19 protein-coding genes are annotated in these 17,055 nt (G+C 71.9%); 12 read left to right on the top strand and 7 right to left on the bottom strand.

What is annotated here, in order from left to right; genetic code table 11:
- Positions 1–34: 34 nt before the first annotated feature.
- Both V1634_RS22885 and V1634_RS22880 read left to right on the top strand, forming a co-directional pair.
- Complete coding sequence (locus V1634_RS22885; RefSeq protein WP_331209928.1) at positions 35–1,066, top strand: WXG100 family type VII secretion target; 1,032 nt, start codon at positions 35–37, stop codon at positions 1,064–1,066.
- Positions 1,063–1,440, top strand: a complete 378-nt coding sequence (locus V1634_RS22880; protein ID WP_331209927.1) for a hypothetical protein — start codon at positions 1,063–1,065, stop codon at positions 1,438–1,440. Before V1634_RS22885 ends, V1634_RS22880 begins: the two co-directional genes overlap by 4 nt.
- 53 nt (positions 1,441–1,493) lie before the next feature.
- On the opposite strand, the gene V1634_RS22875 is transcribed toward V1634_RS22880, so the two are convergent.
- The gene (locus tag V1634_RS22875) at positions 1,494–2,459 is read right to left on the bottom strand and encodes a zinc-binding dehydrogenase (protein WP_331209926.1); all 966 of its coding nucleotides are present in this window, start codon (positions 2,457–2,459) and stop codon (positions 1,494–1,496) included.
- A 264-nt stretch (positions 2,460–2,723) separates the two neighbouring features.
- Here V1634_RS22875 and V1634_RS22870 point away from each other — a divergent pair, with 264 nt between their 5' ends.
- The gene (locus tag V1634_RS22870) at positions 2,724–3,203 is read left to right on the top strand and encodes an OsmC family protein (protein ID WP_331209925.1); all 480 of its coding nucleotides are present in this window, start codon (positions 2,724–2,726) and stop codon (positions 3,201–3,203) included.
- Positions 3,204–3,213: 10 nt separating this feature from the next.
- Here the strand turns inward: V1634_RS22870 and V1634_RS22865 are convergent, their stop codons facing one another.
- On the bottom strand, positions 3,214–4,152 hold the full coding sequence (locus tag V1634_RS22865; protein ID WP_331209924.1) for a DUF6282 family protein: 939 nt from the start codon (positions 4,150–4,152) through the stop codon (positions 3,214–3,216).
- A gap of 35 nt (positions 4,153–4,187) precedes the next feature.
- Positions 4,188–4,961, bottom strand: coding sequence for a GntR family transcriptional regulator (locus tag V1634_RS22860; RefSeq protein WP_331209923.1), 774 nt, complete (start codon positions 4,959–4,961; stop codon positions 4,188–4,190).
- Positions 4,962–5,547: 586 nt separating this feature from the next.
- Here V1634_RS22860 and V1634_RS22855 point away from each other — a divergent pair.
- From V1634_RS22855 to V1634_RS22840, 4 genes are all read left to right on the top strand, one after another.
- Entirely contained in the window at positions 5,548–6,567 is a 1,020-nt protein-coding gene (locus V1634_RS22855) for an ABC transporter substrate-binding protein (RefSeq protein ID WP_331209922.1), read from the top strand.
- A 41-nt stretch (positions 6,568–6,608) separates the two neighbouring features.
- Positions 6,609–7,532, top strand: a complete 924-nt coding sequence (locus V1634_RS22850; protein ID WP_331209920.1) for an ABC transporter permease — start codon at positions 6,609–6,611, stop codon at positions 7,530–7,532.
- Between the two features lie 156 nt (positions 7,533–7,688).
- Positions 7,689–8,087, top strand: a complete 399-nt coding sequence (locus V1634_RS22845; protein WP_107270931.1) for a cold-shock protein — start codon at positions 7,689–7,691, stop codon at positions 8,085–8,087.
- Positions 8,088–8,131: 44 nt separating this feature from the next.
- The gene (locus V1634_RS22840; protein ID WP_331209919.1) at positions 8,132–9,004 is read left to right on the top strand and encodes a metallophosphoesterase family protein; all 873 of its coding nucleotides are present in this window, start codon (positions 8,132–8,134) and stop codon (positions 9,002–9,004) included.
- 7 nt (positions 9,005–9,011) lie between these two features.
- On the opposite strand, the gene V1634_RS22835 is transcribed toward V1634_RS22840, so the two are convergent.
- Entirely contained in the window at positions 9,012–9,878 is an 867-nt protein-coding gene (locus V1634_RS22835) for a class I SAM-dependent methyltransferase (RefSeq protein WP_331209918.1), read from the bottom strand.
- 119 nt (positions 9,879–9,997) lie between these two features.
- On the opposite strand from V1634_RS22835, the gene V1634_RS22830 reads away from it, so the two are divergent.
- The 4 genes from V1634_RS22830 (at position 9,998) to V1634_RS22815 (ending at position 13,998) form a co-directional block, all read left to right on the top strand.
- Entirely contained in the window at positions 9,998–11,407 is a 1,410-nt protein-coding gene (locus V1634_RS22830) for a sensor histidine kinase (RefSeq protein ID WP_331209917.1), read from the top strand.
- A complete protein-coding gene (locus V1634_RS22825) occupies positions 11,404–12,063 on the top strand; it encodes a response regulator transcription factor (protein ID WP_331209916.1) in 660 nt (219 codons plus the stop codon). The genes V1634_RS22830 and V1634_RS22825 overlap by 4 nt, the downstream gene beginning before the upstream one ends.
- A 67-nt stretch (positions 12,064–12,130) precedes the next feature.
- Positions 12,131–12,688: a SigE family RNA polymerase sigma factor gene (locus V1634_RS22820; RefSeq protein WP_331209915.1), complete on the top strand. Its 558-nt coding sequence runs from the start codon at positions 12,131–12,133 to the stop codon at positions 12,686–12,688.
- A gap of 26 nt (positions 12,689–12,714) precedes the next feature.
- On the top strand, positions 12,715–13,998 hold the full coding sequence (locus V1634_RS22815; RefSeq protein ID WP_331209914.1) for a hypothetical protein: 1,284 nt from the start codon (positions 12,715–12,717) through the stop codon (positions 13,996–13,998).
- 76 nt (positions 13,999–14,074) lie between these two features.
- Here the strand turns inward: V1634_RS22815 and V1634_RS22810 are convergent, their stop codons facing one another.
- On the bottom strand, positions 14,075–14,806 hold the full coding sequence (locus V1634_RS22810; RefSeq protein WP_331209913.1) for a peptidylprolyl isomerase: 732 nt from the start codon (positions 14,804–14,806) through the stop codon (positions 14,075–14,077).
- A 326-nt stretch (positions 14,807–15,132) separates the two neighbouring features.
- Between V1634_RS22810 and V1634_RS22805 the strand changes: the two genes are divergently transcribed.
- Positions 15,133–15,885: an N-acetyltransferase gene (locus V1634_RS22805; RefSeq protein WP_331209912.1), complete on the top strand. Its 753-nt coding sequence runs from the start codon at positions 15,133–15,135 to the stop codon at positions 15,883–15,885.
- Between the two features lies 1 nt (position 15,886).
- Here the strand turns inward: V1634_RS22805 and V1634_RS22800 are convergent, their stop codons facing one another.
- Both V1634_RS22800 and V1634_RS22795 read right to left on the bottom strand, forming a co-directional pair.
- Positions 15,887–16,075, bottom strand: coding sequence for a DUF397 domain-containing protein (locus tag V1634_RS22800; RefSeq protein WP_331209911.1), 189 nt, complete (start codon positions 16,073–16,075; stop codon positions 15,887–15,889).
- Positions 16,066–16,869 carry a helix-turn-helix domain-containing protein gene (locus V1634_RS22795; RefSeq protein ID WP_331209910.1) on the bottom strand — a complete coding sequence of 268 codons (804 nt, stop codon included), beginning with the start codon at positions 16,867–16,869 and terminating at the stop codon, positions 16,066–16,068. Before V1634_RS22795 ends, V1634_RS22800 begins: the two co-directional genes overlap by 10 nt.
- Between the last annotated feature and the right edge of the window lie 186 nt (positions 16,870–17,055).

The raw sequence follows: 17,055 nt of genomic DNA, 5'->3' as shown, positions 1-17,055 counted from the left end.
CGCGGGCGAAAACGTGGCGATCGGGGGGTCTGTCGTGACGACTGTCTCAGTTGAACTGTCCGATCTGCGGGGCTGGGCCCAGCAGGTGGGGCGGGTCTCTGCGGACATGGGCTCGGCCCGGGACTATGCTGCCGGGCAGATCGCCGACGCCGACTTCGGCCGGATCCTGGAGCTCATCACCGGCCCGTACGCCGGCATGATCCCGAAGTTCCACAACGTACTGTCCGAGGACGGCCTCCGGCTCGGCAAGACCCGGGACGGGCTCAACACCTCCGCCACCGCGTACCGGGAGGCCGACGAACGGTCGAGCGGCCGGCTGACCAGGCTCGCCGGTGGGCAGACCGGCCTCGTCACCGACGACGGCGAGGCCAACGGGTTCGGCGACCCCGGTTCGCCGGCCGGTGCTCTGGTCGCTCCGGGAGGCGGTGGCGCCGGCATGCCGGACCTGCCCGAGGTTTCCTTCGGCTTCGTCTTCGACAAGGTCTGCGACCTCGTGGTCTGGGTCGGCGGTCCGGACCCGCGCGAGAAGGTCACCCGCTGGCTCGCCGGTGATATCGACAAGGCCGCCCGGCACGTCGAGGCGTGGCGGGCGGTAGCCCAGTGCCTCGATCTCGCGCAGGCGAACCTCGCCTCGGGTCGGCAGGCGATCACCAGGACCTGGAGCGGGGACGCGGCCAACGCCGCGACCGCCCACGTGGACCGGTGGACTGCCAGCCTGACCGAGCAGGCGGGTGCGATGCGGAAGATGGGCGACCACCTCTGGGACATGATCGACCATGCGGTGAAGATGGCCCAGGTGGTGGTCGACATCATCAGGACCCTGGTCAGCCTCGTCAGCGCGGCGCTGTCGAACGCCGCGATCCCCGCCTACGGGCAGTGGAAGCTGATCCAGACGGTCAAGGAGGGGATCACGATGGTCTGGAAGGCCATCAAGGTCGTCCAGGTCTTCCTGAACGCGTTGACCATGCTGATCAGCACCATCGAGCTCTGCGTCGACTACTTCAGCGTCGCGAAGCTGCCGCCCGCCCCGGTGACCGGCCCGGTCCCGGCGATGGGCGCGGTATGACCTCGCCCGACTTCGCCTACATCGAACAGCAGATGCGGGCCGCCACGGCCGAGCTGAACGAGGCGATGGAGTCCGCGTTGCAGGAAATGCTCCGGTTCCAGCGGAACAACAGGCCGACCGAGGAGGAACGCCGGGCCCTCCAGGAGGCCGCGCTGCGCGGTGACCTCGGCGACGACATGCGTACCCTGGCCCGGCTGGTGGAGGCCGGCGAGGACGACTGGGACCGGATCTACTCCGGCGAGTCGCCCAACGCCGAGTTGCTGCGCGGGCATCTCGACCGGATGGTCGCGGAACACCGGGACGAGATCGTCCGGGCGATCGAGGAGGACGAGGAGTTCGACCCGATGGACCCGGAGAGCCGGCCCAGCCGCTAGCCCGACCCGACCCGGCCGGAGAGCGCCGTCGGCGGGACAGGGCGGGCTCCGGGTCAGGGCAGCAGCAGGGTCTTGCCGATCGCCGTGCGGTTCTCGATCGCGGCGTGCGCGTCGGCGGCCCGCGCCAGCGGGAACGTCTGACCGATCAGCGGCCTGATCCGGCCCGCCGCCACCTCGGCCAGCGCCGCTTCCAGGTAGGCGTGGAACTGGTCCGGGCCGAGTTGGACGGCCTCGATGCCGGTCACGCTCACGCCACGGGCCCGGGCCACCGCCGGGTCGACGGTGCCGAACGCGCCCGCCGGGGTGCCGTGCGCCGAATACCTGCCGCCGGGCTCGACCAGCTCGAACGCCGCGCGCCCGTAGTCGCCGCCGGCACCGTCGAGGACGACGTCGAGGCCGCCGGTCGCCTCGCGTACCCGGTCGGTCCAGTTCGGGGCGGAGTAGTCGACCAGTACGTCGGCGCCGAGTTCGCCGACCCGGTCGAGTTTGGCGGCGCCCCGGGCGGCGGCGACCACCGTCGCGCCGGCCGCGTGCGCGAGCTGGACCAGGATCGCGCCGAGTCCGCCACCGGCGGCGGTCACCAGCACCCGGTCGCCGGTGGTGGGTTTGACGATGTCGCCCAGCGCCAGCGCGGTGACACCGTCGTGCAGGACGGCAGCGGCATCCCGCGCGTCGACCTGCTCGGGTACGGCGACCAGGCCGGTGACCGGGACCAGGGCGCGTTCGACGTACCCGCCGGCGGGGCCGGTCCGGGTAACCACCTGCCGGCCGAGCCAGTGCGGTCCGACGCCCGGACCGACCGCCGTGACGGCTCCGGCGACACCGACCCCCGGGCGGTACGGCGGTCGCACCGGGAAGACCGCCCCGCCCCGGCCGCTGCGTACCATCGTCTCCAGCCAGAGCGTGTCGGCGGCGACGACGTCGACCACGACCTCGCCGGCCCCGGGCACCGGGTCGGGTACCTCGGTCGGCACCAGCACCTCGGGTCCACCGAACCGGGACACCTCGATCGCGCGCATCCTGACCACCTCCAGCGTCGACGCCGCCGGGCGGACACCCGCCGCCGGCAGCACCAAGGCTGCGACCTCGACCAGGCTTGAGGTCAATGGAGTGCGGCCCTCGCCACAGCCGGCGGCCCGCCTGCCGCTGTCGCCCCGCCGCACCGCCATCGACGGGCCGCCGAGCGGCGGCGCGACTGTGGAATCCGTTACTCCCGGGCCGGGTGGTAACCGATCACCGCCCGGCTGGTCGATACTCGCGGCAGCGAGCCGAGGAGGAGACCAGTGCCGAGGACCCACGACTACCAGTTGACCGTCACCTGGACCGGCGCCGGTGAGACCGGCACGGTCAACTACCGCGACTACGGCCGCGACCACCAGGTCACCGCCGACGGCCCGGCACCGCTGCTCGGCTCCGCCGACCCGACCTTCCGGGGCGACCCCGCGCGGTGGAACCCGGAACAACTGCTGGTCGCCGCGTTGGCCCAGTGCCACATGCTGTCGTACCTCAGCCTCTGTGCCCGGGGCCGGGTGGTGGTCACCGGGTACGTCGACGACGCCGTCGGGACGATGGTCGAGAGCGGGGACGGTGGCGGCGCCTTCACCGAGGTCGTACTCCGGCCCCGGGTGACCGTGGCCTCGCCCGAGATGGTGGACCGGGCGACCGAACTGCACGAGCAGGCGCACAAGCTCTGCTTCATCGCCAGTTCGGTCGACTTCCCGGTACGCCACGAACCGGTCGTCGAGGTCGCGGCCGGCGCCTGAGCCGCGCAGGTCAGGCCGGCACCCGGTCGCCGGAGGTCACGGCGAGCCGGCGCGAGTTCTCCACCGCCATCGTCCGGACCTCCCGCTCGGTGAACCCGGCCTCCAGCAGCCGGTCGGCGAAGAGCGCGAGCCCGTCCTCGACCGGCGGGTTGAACGGCTGCCCGAGGTCGCTGGAGAGCACCGAGTGCGCCACCCCGACCGCCCGGATGTTGCCGAACAGGTCCGGCCAGGAGACCTTTCCGGTGTACGGGGTGGTGAAGCAGCGTTCCAGCAGCGCACCCGCCTCGGCGAGTTCCCGCTGCTGGGTGACGGGCAGCCGCTGCGAGGTGAACTCGGGGTGGGTGACGACGATCCGGCGTACCCCCTCCGCGCCGGCCGCCCGGACCACGGCCAGGATCTCCGGGCCGGAGAGGTGCCCGGTGGCGAGCACCATGTCGTGGCGGGCGATCACCCGGAGCACCTGGCGGACGGGCTCCAGCACCTGCCCGTCGGCGTCGACCACCTCGACGACGTCCGGGACGATGCCCTGGGCGTGCAGATCGGCCTGGAGCGCCCCCCACATCGCCGGCTTGGCCCCGGGCAGGTCGGTGGCGCTGCTGCGGCGCTGGTTGCCGGAGTCGACGGTGGGCATCCAGACCACCCGGGCCCCCTGCCGGCCGGCGATCTCGACCGCCGCCGGGTTCATCCCGCCCATCGAACCGTTCAGGGTGACCGCGCCGAGCACGTCGACCTCCGGGCGTACCTTGCGGACCACCATCGCCCGCTCGGCGGTCGCCACGTAGTGCGACTTGAGTACGAAGCCGGCGAGCCCGACCTCGGCGAACCGGTCGGCCAGGTCGAGGTCGTCGATCCGCCGTTCCATCACGTCGGGGGCGACGTGCACGTGCGTGTCGTACGCCCCGGCGACCAGGGCACGGGCGCGGGCGGACGGGACGGGGTGCTCGGACATGACGCTCCTTGGGGGGTGGGCGGACCGTACGCCGGTCAGCCCGGACGGGTGGGGTCGGGCCGGCCGCCCCGGCGGCGGATCGCCGTCGCGGTCCTGGCCAGGGTGGATTCGACGTACCCGAGGTGCCGGCGCATCGCCGCCTCGGCGGCGTCCGGGTCCCGGGCGGCGATCGCGTCGACGATCGCGGTGTGCTCCTCGAAGGACCGGGCCGGCCGGCCCGGCACCAGGATGGTGCGGTACTGGAACCGGACGAGTTGGGCCCGCAGCCCGGTGATGAGCCGGGCCGCGGTCTCGTGCCGGGCCGCCGCGATGATCGCGGCGTGCAGCTTGGCGTTCCCCTCCGAGTAGCCGAGCAGGTCGTCGGCGTCGAGTTTCCGGGCCATCCGGCCCAGCAGCCGGCGGATCGCGGCGATCTCCCGGGCGGTGGCGAGCCGCGCCGCCTGCCGGGCGGTGAGTGCTTCGAGTACGGCGCGCACCTGGAGGATCTCCACCGCCTCCTCCTCGCTGACCAGTCGGACGTGTGCGCCCCGGTTCGGGGTGAGCACGACCAGTCCGTCCTGACCGAGCCGGACCAGTACGGTCCGGACCACCGCGCGGCTGACCTGTAGCCGGGTCGCCAGCTCGATCTCGATCAGTCGCTCGTTGGGCATCAGCTCGCCCCGGTAGATCTCCTGCCGGAGCTGGTCGTACGCCTCGTCGGCGGATCGGGCCGGAGCCCGCCGGCCGCCCGCCGGTGCCCCGGTGCCGGGTGGGCCGGTGTCGTCCGCCGACGACCGGGCGGTCGGTGGTCGCTGCGCGGATTCGGTCATGATCTGGTCACCGGAACGATCCGTGTCGGGTCGACCCGGGCGGAAATCTGTCCGACGTCCAACGTCGGTCAACATTCGGGCGATTTCGGCGGCGGTCGCGACGGAATCGATCGGGCCGGTGAGACTGGTACGTCGGGTCCGCGGGGTCCACCGTGTCGACGGGGATATGCACGCGTCGGACCTTAGCCGGAGTGCGCCCGTCCACCGGGCGGTACGCCGGCTCGACGCGGCCGGCGTGGCACCGGTCGGTCGGGTGCGGACACCCCGCCAACCCCCAGCTCAGTACGGCTGACCGCAACGTTGTCTCCAGAATTATCAACAATATTGCGGACAGGTTCTCTGCTGTCGATGCCGGATGTCAATCGTCATGACCTGCTGATATCCGAAGCGCGGGAAATCGGCACGCCGCAGCTTGCCTGAATCTTGACCGGATCTTGTCGATGACATTTCGGACACAACTCATTTACGATTCTCGACCGAACGAGGGCCGGCAGGCCGGACGCGCGCCGAGGGGTCGCGGCGTGCTGTTCGCGCGGGAGGCGTCGATTGCCCGCCCTCGGGTCCATTCCACAAGCGGGAGGCACACATGATCAGACGTTCTCGCCTGCTCGCCGCGGCGTTACTGGCGGCGGCGCTGGCGGTCACGAGCGGGTGCGGCGGCGACTCCGGGTCGGATGCCGAAGCGTCCAAGAAGGACCCCGACAAGGTCGGGTACATCACCGCCTTCGGGGCGGTCGGCCGGGACGCGTTCGCGTGGGTGGCCAAGGAGAAGGGCTACTTCGCCGAGGCCGGCATCGAGGTGGACATCCAGAAGGGCGCCGGCAACGTCCCGAACCTGACGGCGCTGAAGTCCGACAAGGTGCAGTTCGCCGCGCTCGACTTCACCGGTGCGGTGATCCAGGCCGGCAAGGGCGAGTTCACCGACTGGCGGGCAGTCGCCGCCGTACACCAGCAGACGCTGGTCGCGGTGATGACCACCAAGGACACCAACATCAGCACCCCGAAGGACCTGGAAGGCAGGACCATGGCGACCGGCAAGGGCTCGGTCACCGAACTGCTCTTCCCGGCGTACGCCCGGCTGGCCGGCATCGACGCGGCGAAGGTGAAGATCCAGCCGGCGCAGGCCACCGCGCTGAACGGGCTGATGGCGTCCCGCCAGGTCGACGCGCTCGGTACCTTCCTGCTCAGCCGCACGGCGCTCGGCAACGCCGCCAAGAAGGACGTGGTGGTGCTGCCGTACAGCGACTACCTGCGGGACCTGTTCGGCAACGCCATCATCACCACCCCCGGCCTGATCGAGAAGAACCCGGAACTGGTCCGCCGGTTCACGGGCGCGCTGCTGAAGGGCTTGCAGTACTCGATCGACCACCCGGAGGAGGCGGCGCAGATCCTCAACAAGGCGGAGCCGAGCTACGCGGTGCCGTCCGGGATCGGCGAGATCAAGGCGATGACGCCCTACGTGGCACCGGTCGGCGGTGCGCCGATCGGCTTCATGGACGAGCAGCGGGTGATGCGGACCATCGCCGTGATGCAGGGTGCCGGTCTGATCCCCGCCGGGCTCACCCCGGAGAAGGTCGTCGACTTCGGGTTCGTGCCGAAGCCCTGACGATCCGGCGCTCCGTGCCGGAGTTCCGAGAGGTCGGCCGGGTGGCTGACCCGGACCGGGACGGCGGTCGCATCGACCGCCGTCCCGGTATCGTCCGCACCGTCGCCGGGCCGCGCGCCGACCGGGCGCTGCCGGCCACCCCTGCCGTCGCCGCGTCACCCCACCCGGAGGCCGTGATGACCAGTTCACCGACGAAGACCCGCCTGGCCCGACTCTGGACCGACGCCGGGCTGCCCGTGCTGGGTGGCGCGCTGGCGATCGGCCTCTGGTGGCTGACCACCGAACTCTTCGACATCTCGACGTTCTTCCTGCCGGCACCGCCGGACGTGGTCGACGCGTTCCTCCGGCTGCCCGGCTATCTGCTCGCGGAGACCTGGGTGACCCTGCTGGAGACGGTGGTCGGGTTCGGCATCGCCGCCAGCGCCGGGTTGCTGGTCGCGCTGCTGCTGGCGGCGTCCCGGGTGGTCGAGCGGATGACCATGCCGCTGATGGCGGCGGTGAATGCCGTACCGAAGGTGGCGCTCGCGCCGCTGCTGCTGGTCTGGATGGGCTTCGGACCGGAGCCCAAGATCGTCATGGTGATCCTGGTCTGCTTCTTCCCGATCGTGGTCGCCACCATGTCCGGGCTGACCTCGACCCCGAGCGACCTGCGCGAACTGGTGCACTCGCTCTCCGCCTCGTGGTGGCAGACCTTCGTCAAGGTACGACTCTCCTGGGCGCTGCCGCAGATCTTCGTCGGGTTGAAGGTGGCGATCTCGTTGGCGATCATCGGCGCGATCATCGGCGAGGTGGTCAACCCCGACCGGGGGCTCGGCGCCGTCATCGTCAACTCCGGGAACTCCGCCGACACCCCGCTCGCGTTCGCCGCGCTGACCCTGCTGGCGCTGATGGGTGCGCTGCTGTTCTACCTGGTCGTGGCGGTCGAGCGGCTCGTCGTACCGTGGGCGCGGGCGATCGCGTCGTGACCGGGGCGGGTGCGGGCGGCGCCGGGCGCGGGGCTGCTCGCGGGCCGCCCGCTCGCTAGTGTGTCGCCAGGGGTGGCCCAGCCGGTCCGGCAGGTGGTGTCGAGCCGGGGTGGCCCCGGTGCTTGTGGTCGGTCAGGCGAGGGTGGCGGTGGTTTCGTGGCGTCCGGGAAGTTGCTCAGGTTCGACGAGGTGCGTGGTTACGGGTTCATCGCCCCCGACAGCGGAGGTGAGGACGTCTTCGTGCACGCCAACGACTTCGGCGAGGACAAGCACCTGATCCAGCCGGGGATGCGCCTGGAATACGAGGTCGAGCAGGGGGAGCGGGGGCTGAAGGCGGCCGCCATCCGGATCACCGACCGGCCGGTGGTCAAGCCGCGCCCGAGCCGGGCGGCCGGCGACGACGAGTTGTGCGACGTACTCTCCGGAGCCGAGTTCAGCGGCGAGATCACCGAGCTGTTGATCGAGAAGGTGCCCTCGCTGACCGGCGCCCAGATCGGCGCGATCCGGCAGCACCTGGTCGGGCTGGCCCGGTCGCACGGCTGGGTCGAGTCCTGAGCGCGGCCGGTCGGTCGCGCGTCCCGGCCCGATAGGATCGCGCGGTGGCCACCTCGCGTACCGGCGCCCTGCTGGCCGTCAGCGACCTGCACATCGGTTATGCGGAGAACCGCAAACTGGTCGAGGGTTTCGTGCCGGGCTCGGACGACGACTGGCTGCTGGTGGCCGGTGACGTCGCCGACCGGGTCGAGGAGATCTACTGGGCGCTGCGGCTGCTGAAGGAGCGCTTCTCCACGGTGGTCTGGGTGCCCGGCAACCACGAGCTGTGGACACCCCGGCAGGACACGGTGCAGTTGCGCGGCGTCGCCCGCTACGAGCTGCTGGTCGAGATGTGCCGGCGGCTCGGGGTGATCACCCCGGAGGATCCGTACCCGGTGTGGGAGGGTCCGGGTGGGCCGGTCACCGTGGTGCCGCTCTTCCTGCTCTACGACTACACCTTCCGGCCGGCGGGCGCGCAGACCAAGGAGGACGGTCTGGCGCTGGCGCACGAGGCCGGAGTGGTCTGCACCGACGAGTTCTTCCTGCACCCCGACCCCTATCCGAGCCGGGAGGAGTGGTGCGCCGCCCGGCTGGCGCTCACCGAAGCCCGGCTGGCCGAGCTGGCACCGGAGACCCGGACCGTGCTGGTCAACCACTTCCCACTGGTCCGGGAGGTCACCGACATCCTGCGCTATCCGGTCTTCGCGCAGTGGTGCGGCACCGTGCACACGGCCGACTGGCACCGACGCTACCGGGCCGCCTCGGTGGTCTACGGGCACCTGCACATCCCCAGGGTGAACTGGTTCGACGGGGTCCGCTTCGACGAGGTGTCGCTCGGCTATCCCCGGGAGTGGCAGCCCCGGCCGAGACCGCCGCGCGGTCCCCGGCCGATCCTGCCGGTCGACCGGGCGGAACGGGACGCCGACCTCGTCTGGTGACGAGCCGTCAGCCGGTGCCGGTCGGTTGCTCGGCGCGGCGCATCCAGAACGCACCGGTGGGCAGACCCCGGAACTCGGCGGGTAGCGCGTCCGGGTGGCAGGACCAGAGCCACGAGGTGAAGAACAGCGTCCGCCACGCCGCGTTGTCGGTGAGGAAGGCCCGCAGCAGATAGACCTCGGTCCAGTCCCGGCCCTCCCGGAGCCACCGCTCCGGATACTCGAACGGCCAGTGGATGTCGTGGACGTGCACGATCACCCCGGGACGCAGCGTCGGCAGGACGTGCAGCAGCAGCCAGACGACGTCCGAGCCGGCCTTGGCCACGTGGGTCGAGTCGATCAGGAGGATGTCGCCGGATTCGAGCCGGGCGAAGCTGGACCGGTCGACGTCCTGGACCCGGCGCTGGATCAGGTCGACCCGGTCACCGGGACGCAGCCGGGAGCGCAGCCGCTCCGGATGCGGTTCGACGCAGGTGATCCGCAGGTCCGGCAGGTAACGCTCGGCGACGTCGAGGGCGACCGCGGTGGAATAGCCGGAGCCGACCTCGATCAGCCGGGCCGGCCGGTGGTGCCGGAGCATCGCGTGCAGTACCGCGGCGTCGGCGCGGCCGTACATCCCGTTCTGGTCGTGCCAGCGGTCGTTGGGGAGTTCGCGCATCAACGGACCGAGTTCGCCGGCCAGCCGGAGCTGTTCCCGCTCCCGCAGGTCGACGCCGACCGGGGTCAGTTCACGCCAGCCGATCGCGGTGGCCCGGTCGGCCAGCGAGGTGGCCGGCGAGTAGAAGTGCCCGGGTTTGACGTACGGCGGTGTGCTGAGGGCGGCGCTGATCCCCCGGGCGCGCCGGACGACCTGCGTCTGGAACTCTCCAACAGCCATGCGGGGAATTCTGTCCTTTATGACGATACTTTTGCTAGTAACCCGCAAAATCGGCGTTTCCGCGCTTATCGGACTGGCCCGGTCCGACCTCCACGCCGTCGCCGGGCAGAATGGGCCGGGTGACGATCCGGGCCGCCCTGGCACCGCTGACCAGCGGCGCCACCTACCGCCGAGGCGTCTTCCTGCTGCTCGGCGGCGTACTGGTGCTGCCGTACCTGCTGCTCGGCACGGTCTTCGTCGAGATGCTGCGCACCGACGAGGTACCCCGACCAGCCGTACTGCTGCTGATCGCGGTCGCGACGGCGATCGCCGCGGTACCGCTCTTCCTGCGCGGCACCCGGGCGTTGGAGATCGCTGCCGCGCGTACCCTGCTCGACGTCGAGCTTCCCGAGCCGGTCGCCGACAGCGGGATCGACCGGGAGACCCGGCTGCGCTGCGCCCTCTGGATCGGCATCCACCTGGTCTCCGGCGGCCTGGTCGGGTTCGCGCTGATCGCGGCCCTGCCGATGGCGCTGCTCTTCCTCTTCGCGCAGCTCGGCATCGGCACCGAGGCGATCGACGGGTTGCAGATCGGGCCGCTCGGCGAGTGGCACCGGGGCTGGCTCAGCCTCGTCGGGGTGGGCGTGCTGGTGCTGCTCGGCTACGCCGTCGCCGGACTGGGCGCCCTGGCCCGGCTGATGGCACCGGTGCTGCTCGGCCCGTCCCAGACCGAGCGGATCGCCGCGCTGGAGCGGCAGACCAGCCGGCTCGCCGAACGCAACCGGCTGGCCCGGGAACTGCACGACTCGGTCGGCCACGCGCTCACCGTCGCGACCCTCCAGGCGGCGGCTGCCGGAGAGGTGCTGGAGACCGACCGCGAGTTCGTCCGGCGGGCACTGCGGGCGATCGAGGAGACCGGCCGGGCGGCGATGACCGACCTGGACCACGTACTCGGACTGCTCCGCGAGGGTGACGTCGAACGGTCCGGCGGCGCCGGCCCGGCGAGGGACGACGGCCCGACGGGGGACGACGGCCGGGCGGTGCGGGCGCCGCAGCGTACCCTCGACGAGCTGGACCGGCTCGTCGCCGACACCCGGGCGACCGGGCTCGCGGTCACCGTCGAGCTGGCCGGCGACCTCGGCGCGGTGCCGGCGGTGGTGGCCCGGGAGGGCTACCGGATCGTCCAGGAGGGACTGACGAACGCGGCCCGGCACGCCGACCGGCGACCGGTCACCCTGCGCGTCGCGGCCCGCGACGACGCCCTGGAGATCGAGCTGGTCAACGCGCTCGGCGAGCCGTCCGGGGTGGCCCGGGGGCGGGCCGGCCCGGGACACCCCCCGGGGCAGCGGCGGGGGCGCGGGCTGGCCGGCATCCGGGAGCGGGTGGTCCTGCTCGGCGGCCGGGTCAGCGCCGGGCCCGAGGACGGCGACTGGCGGATCGCGGTCTGGCTGCCGACCACGACGACGGCGGAACGGCCGACGACGACGGCGGAACGGCCGACGACAGCGCCGGAACGACCGGACCTGACCAGGGGAGCGGAGCGGACATGACCATCAGGGTGCTGATCGTCGACGACGAGGAGCTGATCCGGGTCGGACTGCGCGCCATCGTCGACGCACAGCCGGACCTGACCGTCGTCGGCGAGGCCGCCGACGGGGCCGAGGTGCCGCCGCTGGTCGCCAAGCTGCGGCCCGACGTGGTGCTGATGGACGTCCGGATGCCGGCCATCGACGGCATCCAGGCCACCCGGCACCTGCTCGCCACCTCGGCCGAACCGCCCCGGATCCTGGTGGTCACCACGTTCGAGAACGACGATTACGTCTACCAGGCGCTCCGGGCCGGCGCGCACGGCTTCCTGCTGAAGCGGGCCCGCCCGGCCGAGGTGGTGGACGCGATCAGGGTGGTCGCCAAGGGCGAGTCCCTGCTCTTCCCGGCGGCGCTGCGTCGACTCGTCGCGGCACACGCCTCCGGCCCGGCCGGCGACCGGCTCGACCGGGCCCGGCTGACCGAGCGGGAGGGCGAGGTGCTGCGGCTGATGGCGACCGGACTGTCCAACTCGGAGATCGCCACCGAGCTGGTACTCGGCGTCGAGACCGTCAAGACGCACGTCGGCAACGTACTGGCCAAGCTCGGCGCCCGGGACCGCACCCAGGCGGTGATCGCCGCGTACGAGGCGGGGTTCGTGGTGCCGTCGTCGAACGGCTGAAAATACTCCGCTCCTCCGCGCAACCCGCCCCGGCCCCGGTGCGCACCTATCCGGTGAAAGGAGCGGGATGCGAAGCGACGACGAGGATCGACGCGACGAGGATCGGCGCCAGTTCAGCGAGTACTTCGCGGCGCGGCGGGACGTGGTCCGGCGGTCCGCGTACCTGATGTGCGGGGACTGGCACTGGGCCGACGACCTGGCCCAGGCCGCGTTCATCCGGCTCGCGTCGGCCTGGCACCGGGTACGCGACCAGCAGGCGCTGGACGCGTTCGTGCGTACCTGCCTGGTCCGGTCGTACCTGGCGGAGACCCGCCGGGTGTGGCGGCGGCGGGAACGGGCGGTCGCCGAGCCGCCCGAGTCGGCCGGGCCGGACGACGACGCCGAGAGTGCCACCCGGCGGGTGGTCTTCGCCCGGGCACTCCGGGAGGTACCGCCCCGGCAGCGGGTGACGTTGATCTGCCGCTACTACCACCAGCTCGACGTCGCCGAGACGGCGGCGGTGCTGGGTTGCTCGGAGGGGACGGTGAAGAGCCAGACCGCCCGGGGCCTCGCCACGCTGCGTCGGGTGCTCGGCGACGCCGTACCCGTGCGGAGGCTGGTCCCGGTGACGGAGTCAGAGGCGTGACCGGGCTGAGAAGAGGAGACGACGAGATGACCGACCTGCGCGAACTCTTCGAGGACGCGGCGCAGGCACCACCGCCGACCCGGTTGCTCGCCGACGAGGTGTACGCGGCCGGCCGGCGTCGACTGCGGCGGCGCCGTACCGCGATGGCCGGTACCGCGCTCGCCGTGACCGCCTGCGCGGTCGCCACCGCGGCGGTGGTGGCGCTGCCCGGCAGCGGTACGGGCCCGGCGCCGGTCGACGACCGGATGGCGGGCGCGGCGGCGGCCGGTACGCCAGGGGTGTTGCCGCACCCGGGGCGGATCCAGTGGATGCGGGCCGCCGACTCGCAGCACCTCTACCTGGCGCTCTCGACCTGCTCGGGCGGGCCCTGCAAGACCGTCTGGCAACTCGTCGGCTCGGACGACGGCGGGCGGACCTGGACCGAGCGCGGCGCACCGGCCCAGTTCGCCGAGGCGCTGGTGCTCGGCCCCGACCTGCTGCTCGTCGACCGGCCGCCGGAGCCAGTGGGGAGCGGGCGGTGGACGCTGGAGGCCAGCCGGGACGGCGGGCGGAGCTGGCAGGCCACCGGCACCGGCCCGGCCGTACCGGCGGTGGCGCCGGGCAGCTTCGCCGTCTGCCGGCCCGACCCGGACGCCGAACCCGGCGGTACGTCGATTCCCGGTTCCGAGCCGTGCCGGGTGCACGCCTTCGACCCGGTCACGAACCGGGTCTCGCCACTGGCCGAGCAGCCCGCGCAGATCCTGGCCGACCGACAGGTGATCACGGAGTCGGACGGTCGGCTCTGGGCGCCGGGCTTCGACCGGGAGTCGGCCCGGCCGGCGGTCGCGACGAGTACCGACGGCGGGCGGAGCTGGTCCAGCCACACCTTCGCGGAGATGTCGGCCTGCGGGGCCGAGAGTTGTCCAATGGTGCAGCTCTCGGCCGGCCCGAACGGCGTCGACTACGCCGTCGTCACCGACGCGCAACGCCGGGCCGTCTACCGGCACACCTCGGCGGAGGGCTGGCAGCGGCGAGCCGGCGCGGACCAGATCCCGTACGAGCCCGCCGATCCCGGGTCGTTCGTCACCCCGGACGGCAGCCACGTCGTCTACCAGGCGACCGACGGTCGGGACGACTCGATCAGCACGTACCGGTTCTGGACCGCCCGTCGGGGTGGGGCGAGCTACCAGCCGGTCGAACCGTCCGGGCTGCCCCGGATGTTCAGCCCGGTGCTGCGGGCCCGGGACGGCTGGCTCTACGCCCGGGGCGACGGTGACGTCAGCTACGGCTCGGCTGACGGCTGGAACTGGGTACCGCTGAACCGGCGCTGACCACGCCACGGAGCAGACACCGCACCCCGCCCCCGCTGTTTGCGGCAGCGAGGGCGGGGTGCGGTGTCGTGTGGGGTCAGTTCACGGCGAGGGTCTGGATGGTGATCCCGACCTTCGGTGCCCCGCCACCGGCGGAGATGGAGTTGTCGTGGCCACCGGCGGCCACCCGGTCCACCACGTCGAGACCGGTGGTGACGGTGCCGAACGGGGTGTAGAGGGGCTGGAGCCCGCTCGAACTGTCCTTGAAGATGATGAAGAACTGGCTGCCGTTGGTGCTCGGCTCGCCGGTGTTCGCCATCGCCACCACACCCCGGCCGTACTGCGCGCCGCTCAGGTTCTCGTCGGCGAACCTGTAGTCCGGCCCGCCCATCCCGGTGCCGGTCGGGTCGCCGCACTGGAGCACGAAGATCCCCTCGGTGACGAGGCGGTGGCACGGGCTTCCGTCGAAGAACTTCTGCCGGGCGAGGTGCTGGAAGCTCGCCACGGTGCACGGGGTGCGAGAGCGGTCCATGCTGATCGCGATCTCGCCGAGGTTGGTGCTCAGCCGCATCGTGGCGGTGCCGGTCTGCGGTGCCGCCTCGAAGTCGGGCAGCCCGACCGTCCTGGTCTGGTCGTGCGCCGGGGTGATGCTGCCCCCGCACTGCGTCGACGCGGTGCGCGTCCCCGGGCTCGGCGTGGCTCCCGGGCCGTCGCCGCTCGCCTCCGAGCCACTGTCGTTGCCGAGCTGCACGTAGTAGACCACCGCGCCGACGCAGCCGACGCCCAGGCACAGCACGATCGCCACGGCCGCGGCGACCAGGCCGATCACCAGCGGGCGCCGGCTTCGGGCCGGTTGCGCCTGCGTCTGGTACGGCGCAGCGGGCGGGACGGCACCCGGCGGCATGGCACCGGGCGGCGGCCCGGCTGGCGGCGGACCGTACGGTCCTTGCGGTCCTTGCCCGTACGGTCCTTGCGGCGGTGGCCCGTACGGTGCTTGCCCGGACGGCGGGGGTTCGGCAGGGGGCTGGCTCACCGGGTCAGCCTACCGATCGGGCTCGATTACTACCCGACTCGTTCGGCGGGGACTGGCCGGACGCTCGGCGTTCCGAGCAAATGCCTGGCTCGAATTGCCTGGTCATGGCAGTATGCCCCGTCGTGACAGACCTCGACCGCATCCAGATCACCACGCTCGCACAGCGCCCCGAGCTGACGGGCCGGATCTACGAGATCACCGACACCTGGCCGATCTTCAGCAGCGAGGACCTGATCGCGAGCGCGCTGCACCTGCGGGTGCCGGGGGAGTTCCCGGAGTACTGCGTGGTGGCCACGGACGGCGACCGGGTCGTCGCGCGAGGGTTCGCCGTCCCGTTCAACGCCGTGCTGAAGGGCCGGGAGGAGATGCCGGCGCAGGGCTGGGACGTGGTACTGGTGTGGGCGTTCAACGACCTGCGCCGGGGCAACGTACCGACCATCGCCAGTGCGTTGGAGATCACGATCGACGTCGACTATCTCGGCCGTGGGCTGTCCCACCGCATGGTCGCCGCCCTGCGAGCGGCGGCCGGCGAGCAGGGCCACGAGGTGCTGCTCGCTCCGGTCCGCCCGACGGCCAAGCACCTGCAACCGCGCCTGCCGATGAGCGACTACATCCGCCAGCGGCGCGACGACGGCCTGCCGACCGACCCGTGGCTGCGGGTGCACGTCCGGGCGGGCGGCACCATCGAGAAGGTCGCCCCGGCGTCGATGACGGTGGCCGGGTCACTGGCCCAGTGGCGGGAGTGGACCGGGCTGCCCTTCGACCGCGACGGCGACATCGAGATCCCCGGCGGGCTGGTGCCGGTGCGCTGCTCCCTCGCCCACGACTACGCCGTCTACGTCGAACCCAACGTCTGGGTACGGCACCGCACCTGAGCTAGCGTCGGGACAGCTCGCTGACGAAGGCCCGCCAGGCGTCCGGCCCGAAGGTCAGCGCCGGTCCACCCGGGTCCTTGCTGTCCCGCACCGCGACGACACCGCCCAGGTTGTCGGCGACCTCCACACAGTCGCCGCCGGTGCTGTTGCTCCGGGTGCTCTTGCGCCATCGGGCTCCGGTCAGCTCCATGTCTCCGCCACCTCCGCGATCAGGTCGAGCGACTGCTGGTGCGGCAGTGCCACGCTCCGGACGGTTTCCCAGACATCGATCATATAGTTCACGTAGTCCGACCGGTCGTCCATCTGACCGTGGCGGTGTCCTTCGAAGTAGACGACCGGTTCACCCAGCGGGGGAGTCGCCAGCACGAACGAGCCGTCCAGCCCGGCATAGGAGCCGGCCGAGGCCGGCACGACGTGGATCTTCACCTGCGGCACGTTCGTGCCGGTCTTGACCAGGTGCAGCAACTGCTCACGCATCACCGCCTGGTCGCCGATCGGGCGGCGCAGCACATACTCGTCGAGCACGAAGGTGAGCAGCGGCGGCTTGGCTCGGGACAGGATCTCCTGCCGGTCCAGTCGGGCGGTTACCTGCTCCTCGACCTCTTCGGCGGAGAGCAGCCCCGGCCCGGAGAGAACCGCGCGGGCGTATGCCTCGGTCTGCAACAAGCCTGGGACGTAGGCCGGCTGAAACGAGCGCAGCGCTTTGGCTTCCTGCTCGACGCCGGCCCATTCCCGGAAGTACTGCACGACGATCTCCCGGCTGATCCGCTTCTGGATGCGTACGAAGCGGCCGTCGGTGTTGAAGACCGTGTCGCAGCGCCGGGCGAAGTCGAGGCTCGGTCGGCGTTCGCAGCTCTCCACCTTGGCGACCATCGGCTGGGAGTAGTTGATCGCCTCGGCCAGCGCCGTCTGGGACATGCCCGCGGCACACCGGGCGAGCCGCAGCTCCTCGGCGAAGTGTTCGAGCATCGGGGACCGTTCCATATGACTCCTCCATGACGAAGGGCGTACCGGCGGGATAAACGCGGATACGTACGGGTCGTACCGATCGAGAAGCTCCTCAGCGTAGTGCCATCCACAGCAGAGTGTCACTAGCGGAACCGCTCGGAGCCATGGCCTCGGAAAGGACGGGCGGAACCGCGCGGGGGCCGTCGGTTTCCCTTCCCCACC

Source organism: Plantactinospora veratri (assembly GCF_036421995.1).
Classification (GTDB): domain Bacteria; phylum Actinomycetota; class Actinomycetes; order Mycobacteriales; family Micromonosporaceae; genus Plantactinospora; species Plantactinospora veratri.
Note: the sequence above shows the minus strand (reverse complement) of the source record. Positions and strands in the feature narration are given on the sequence as shown.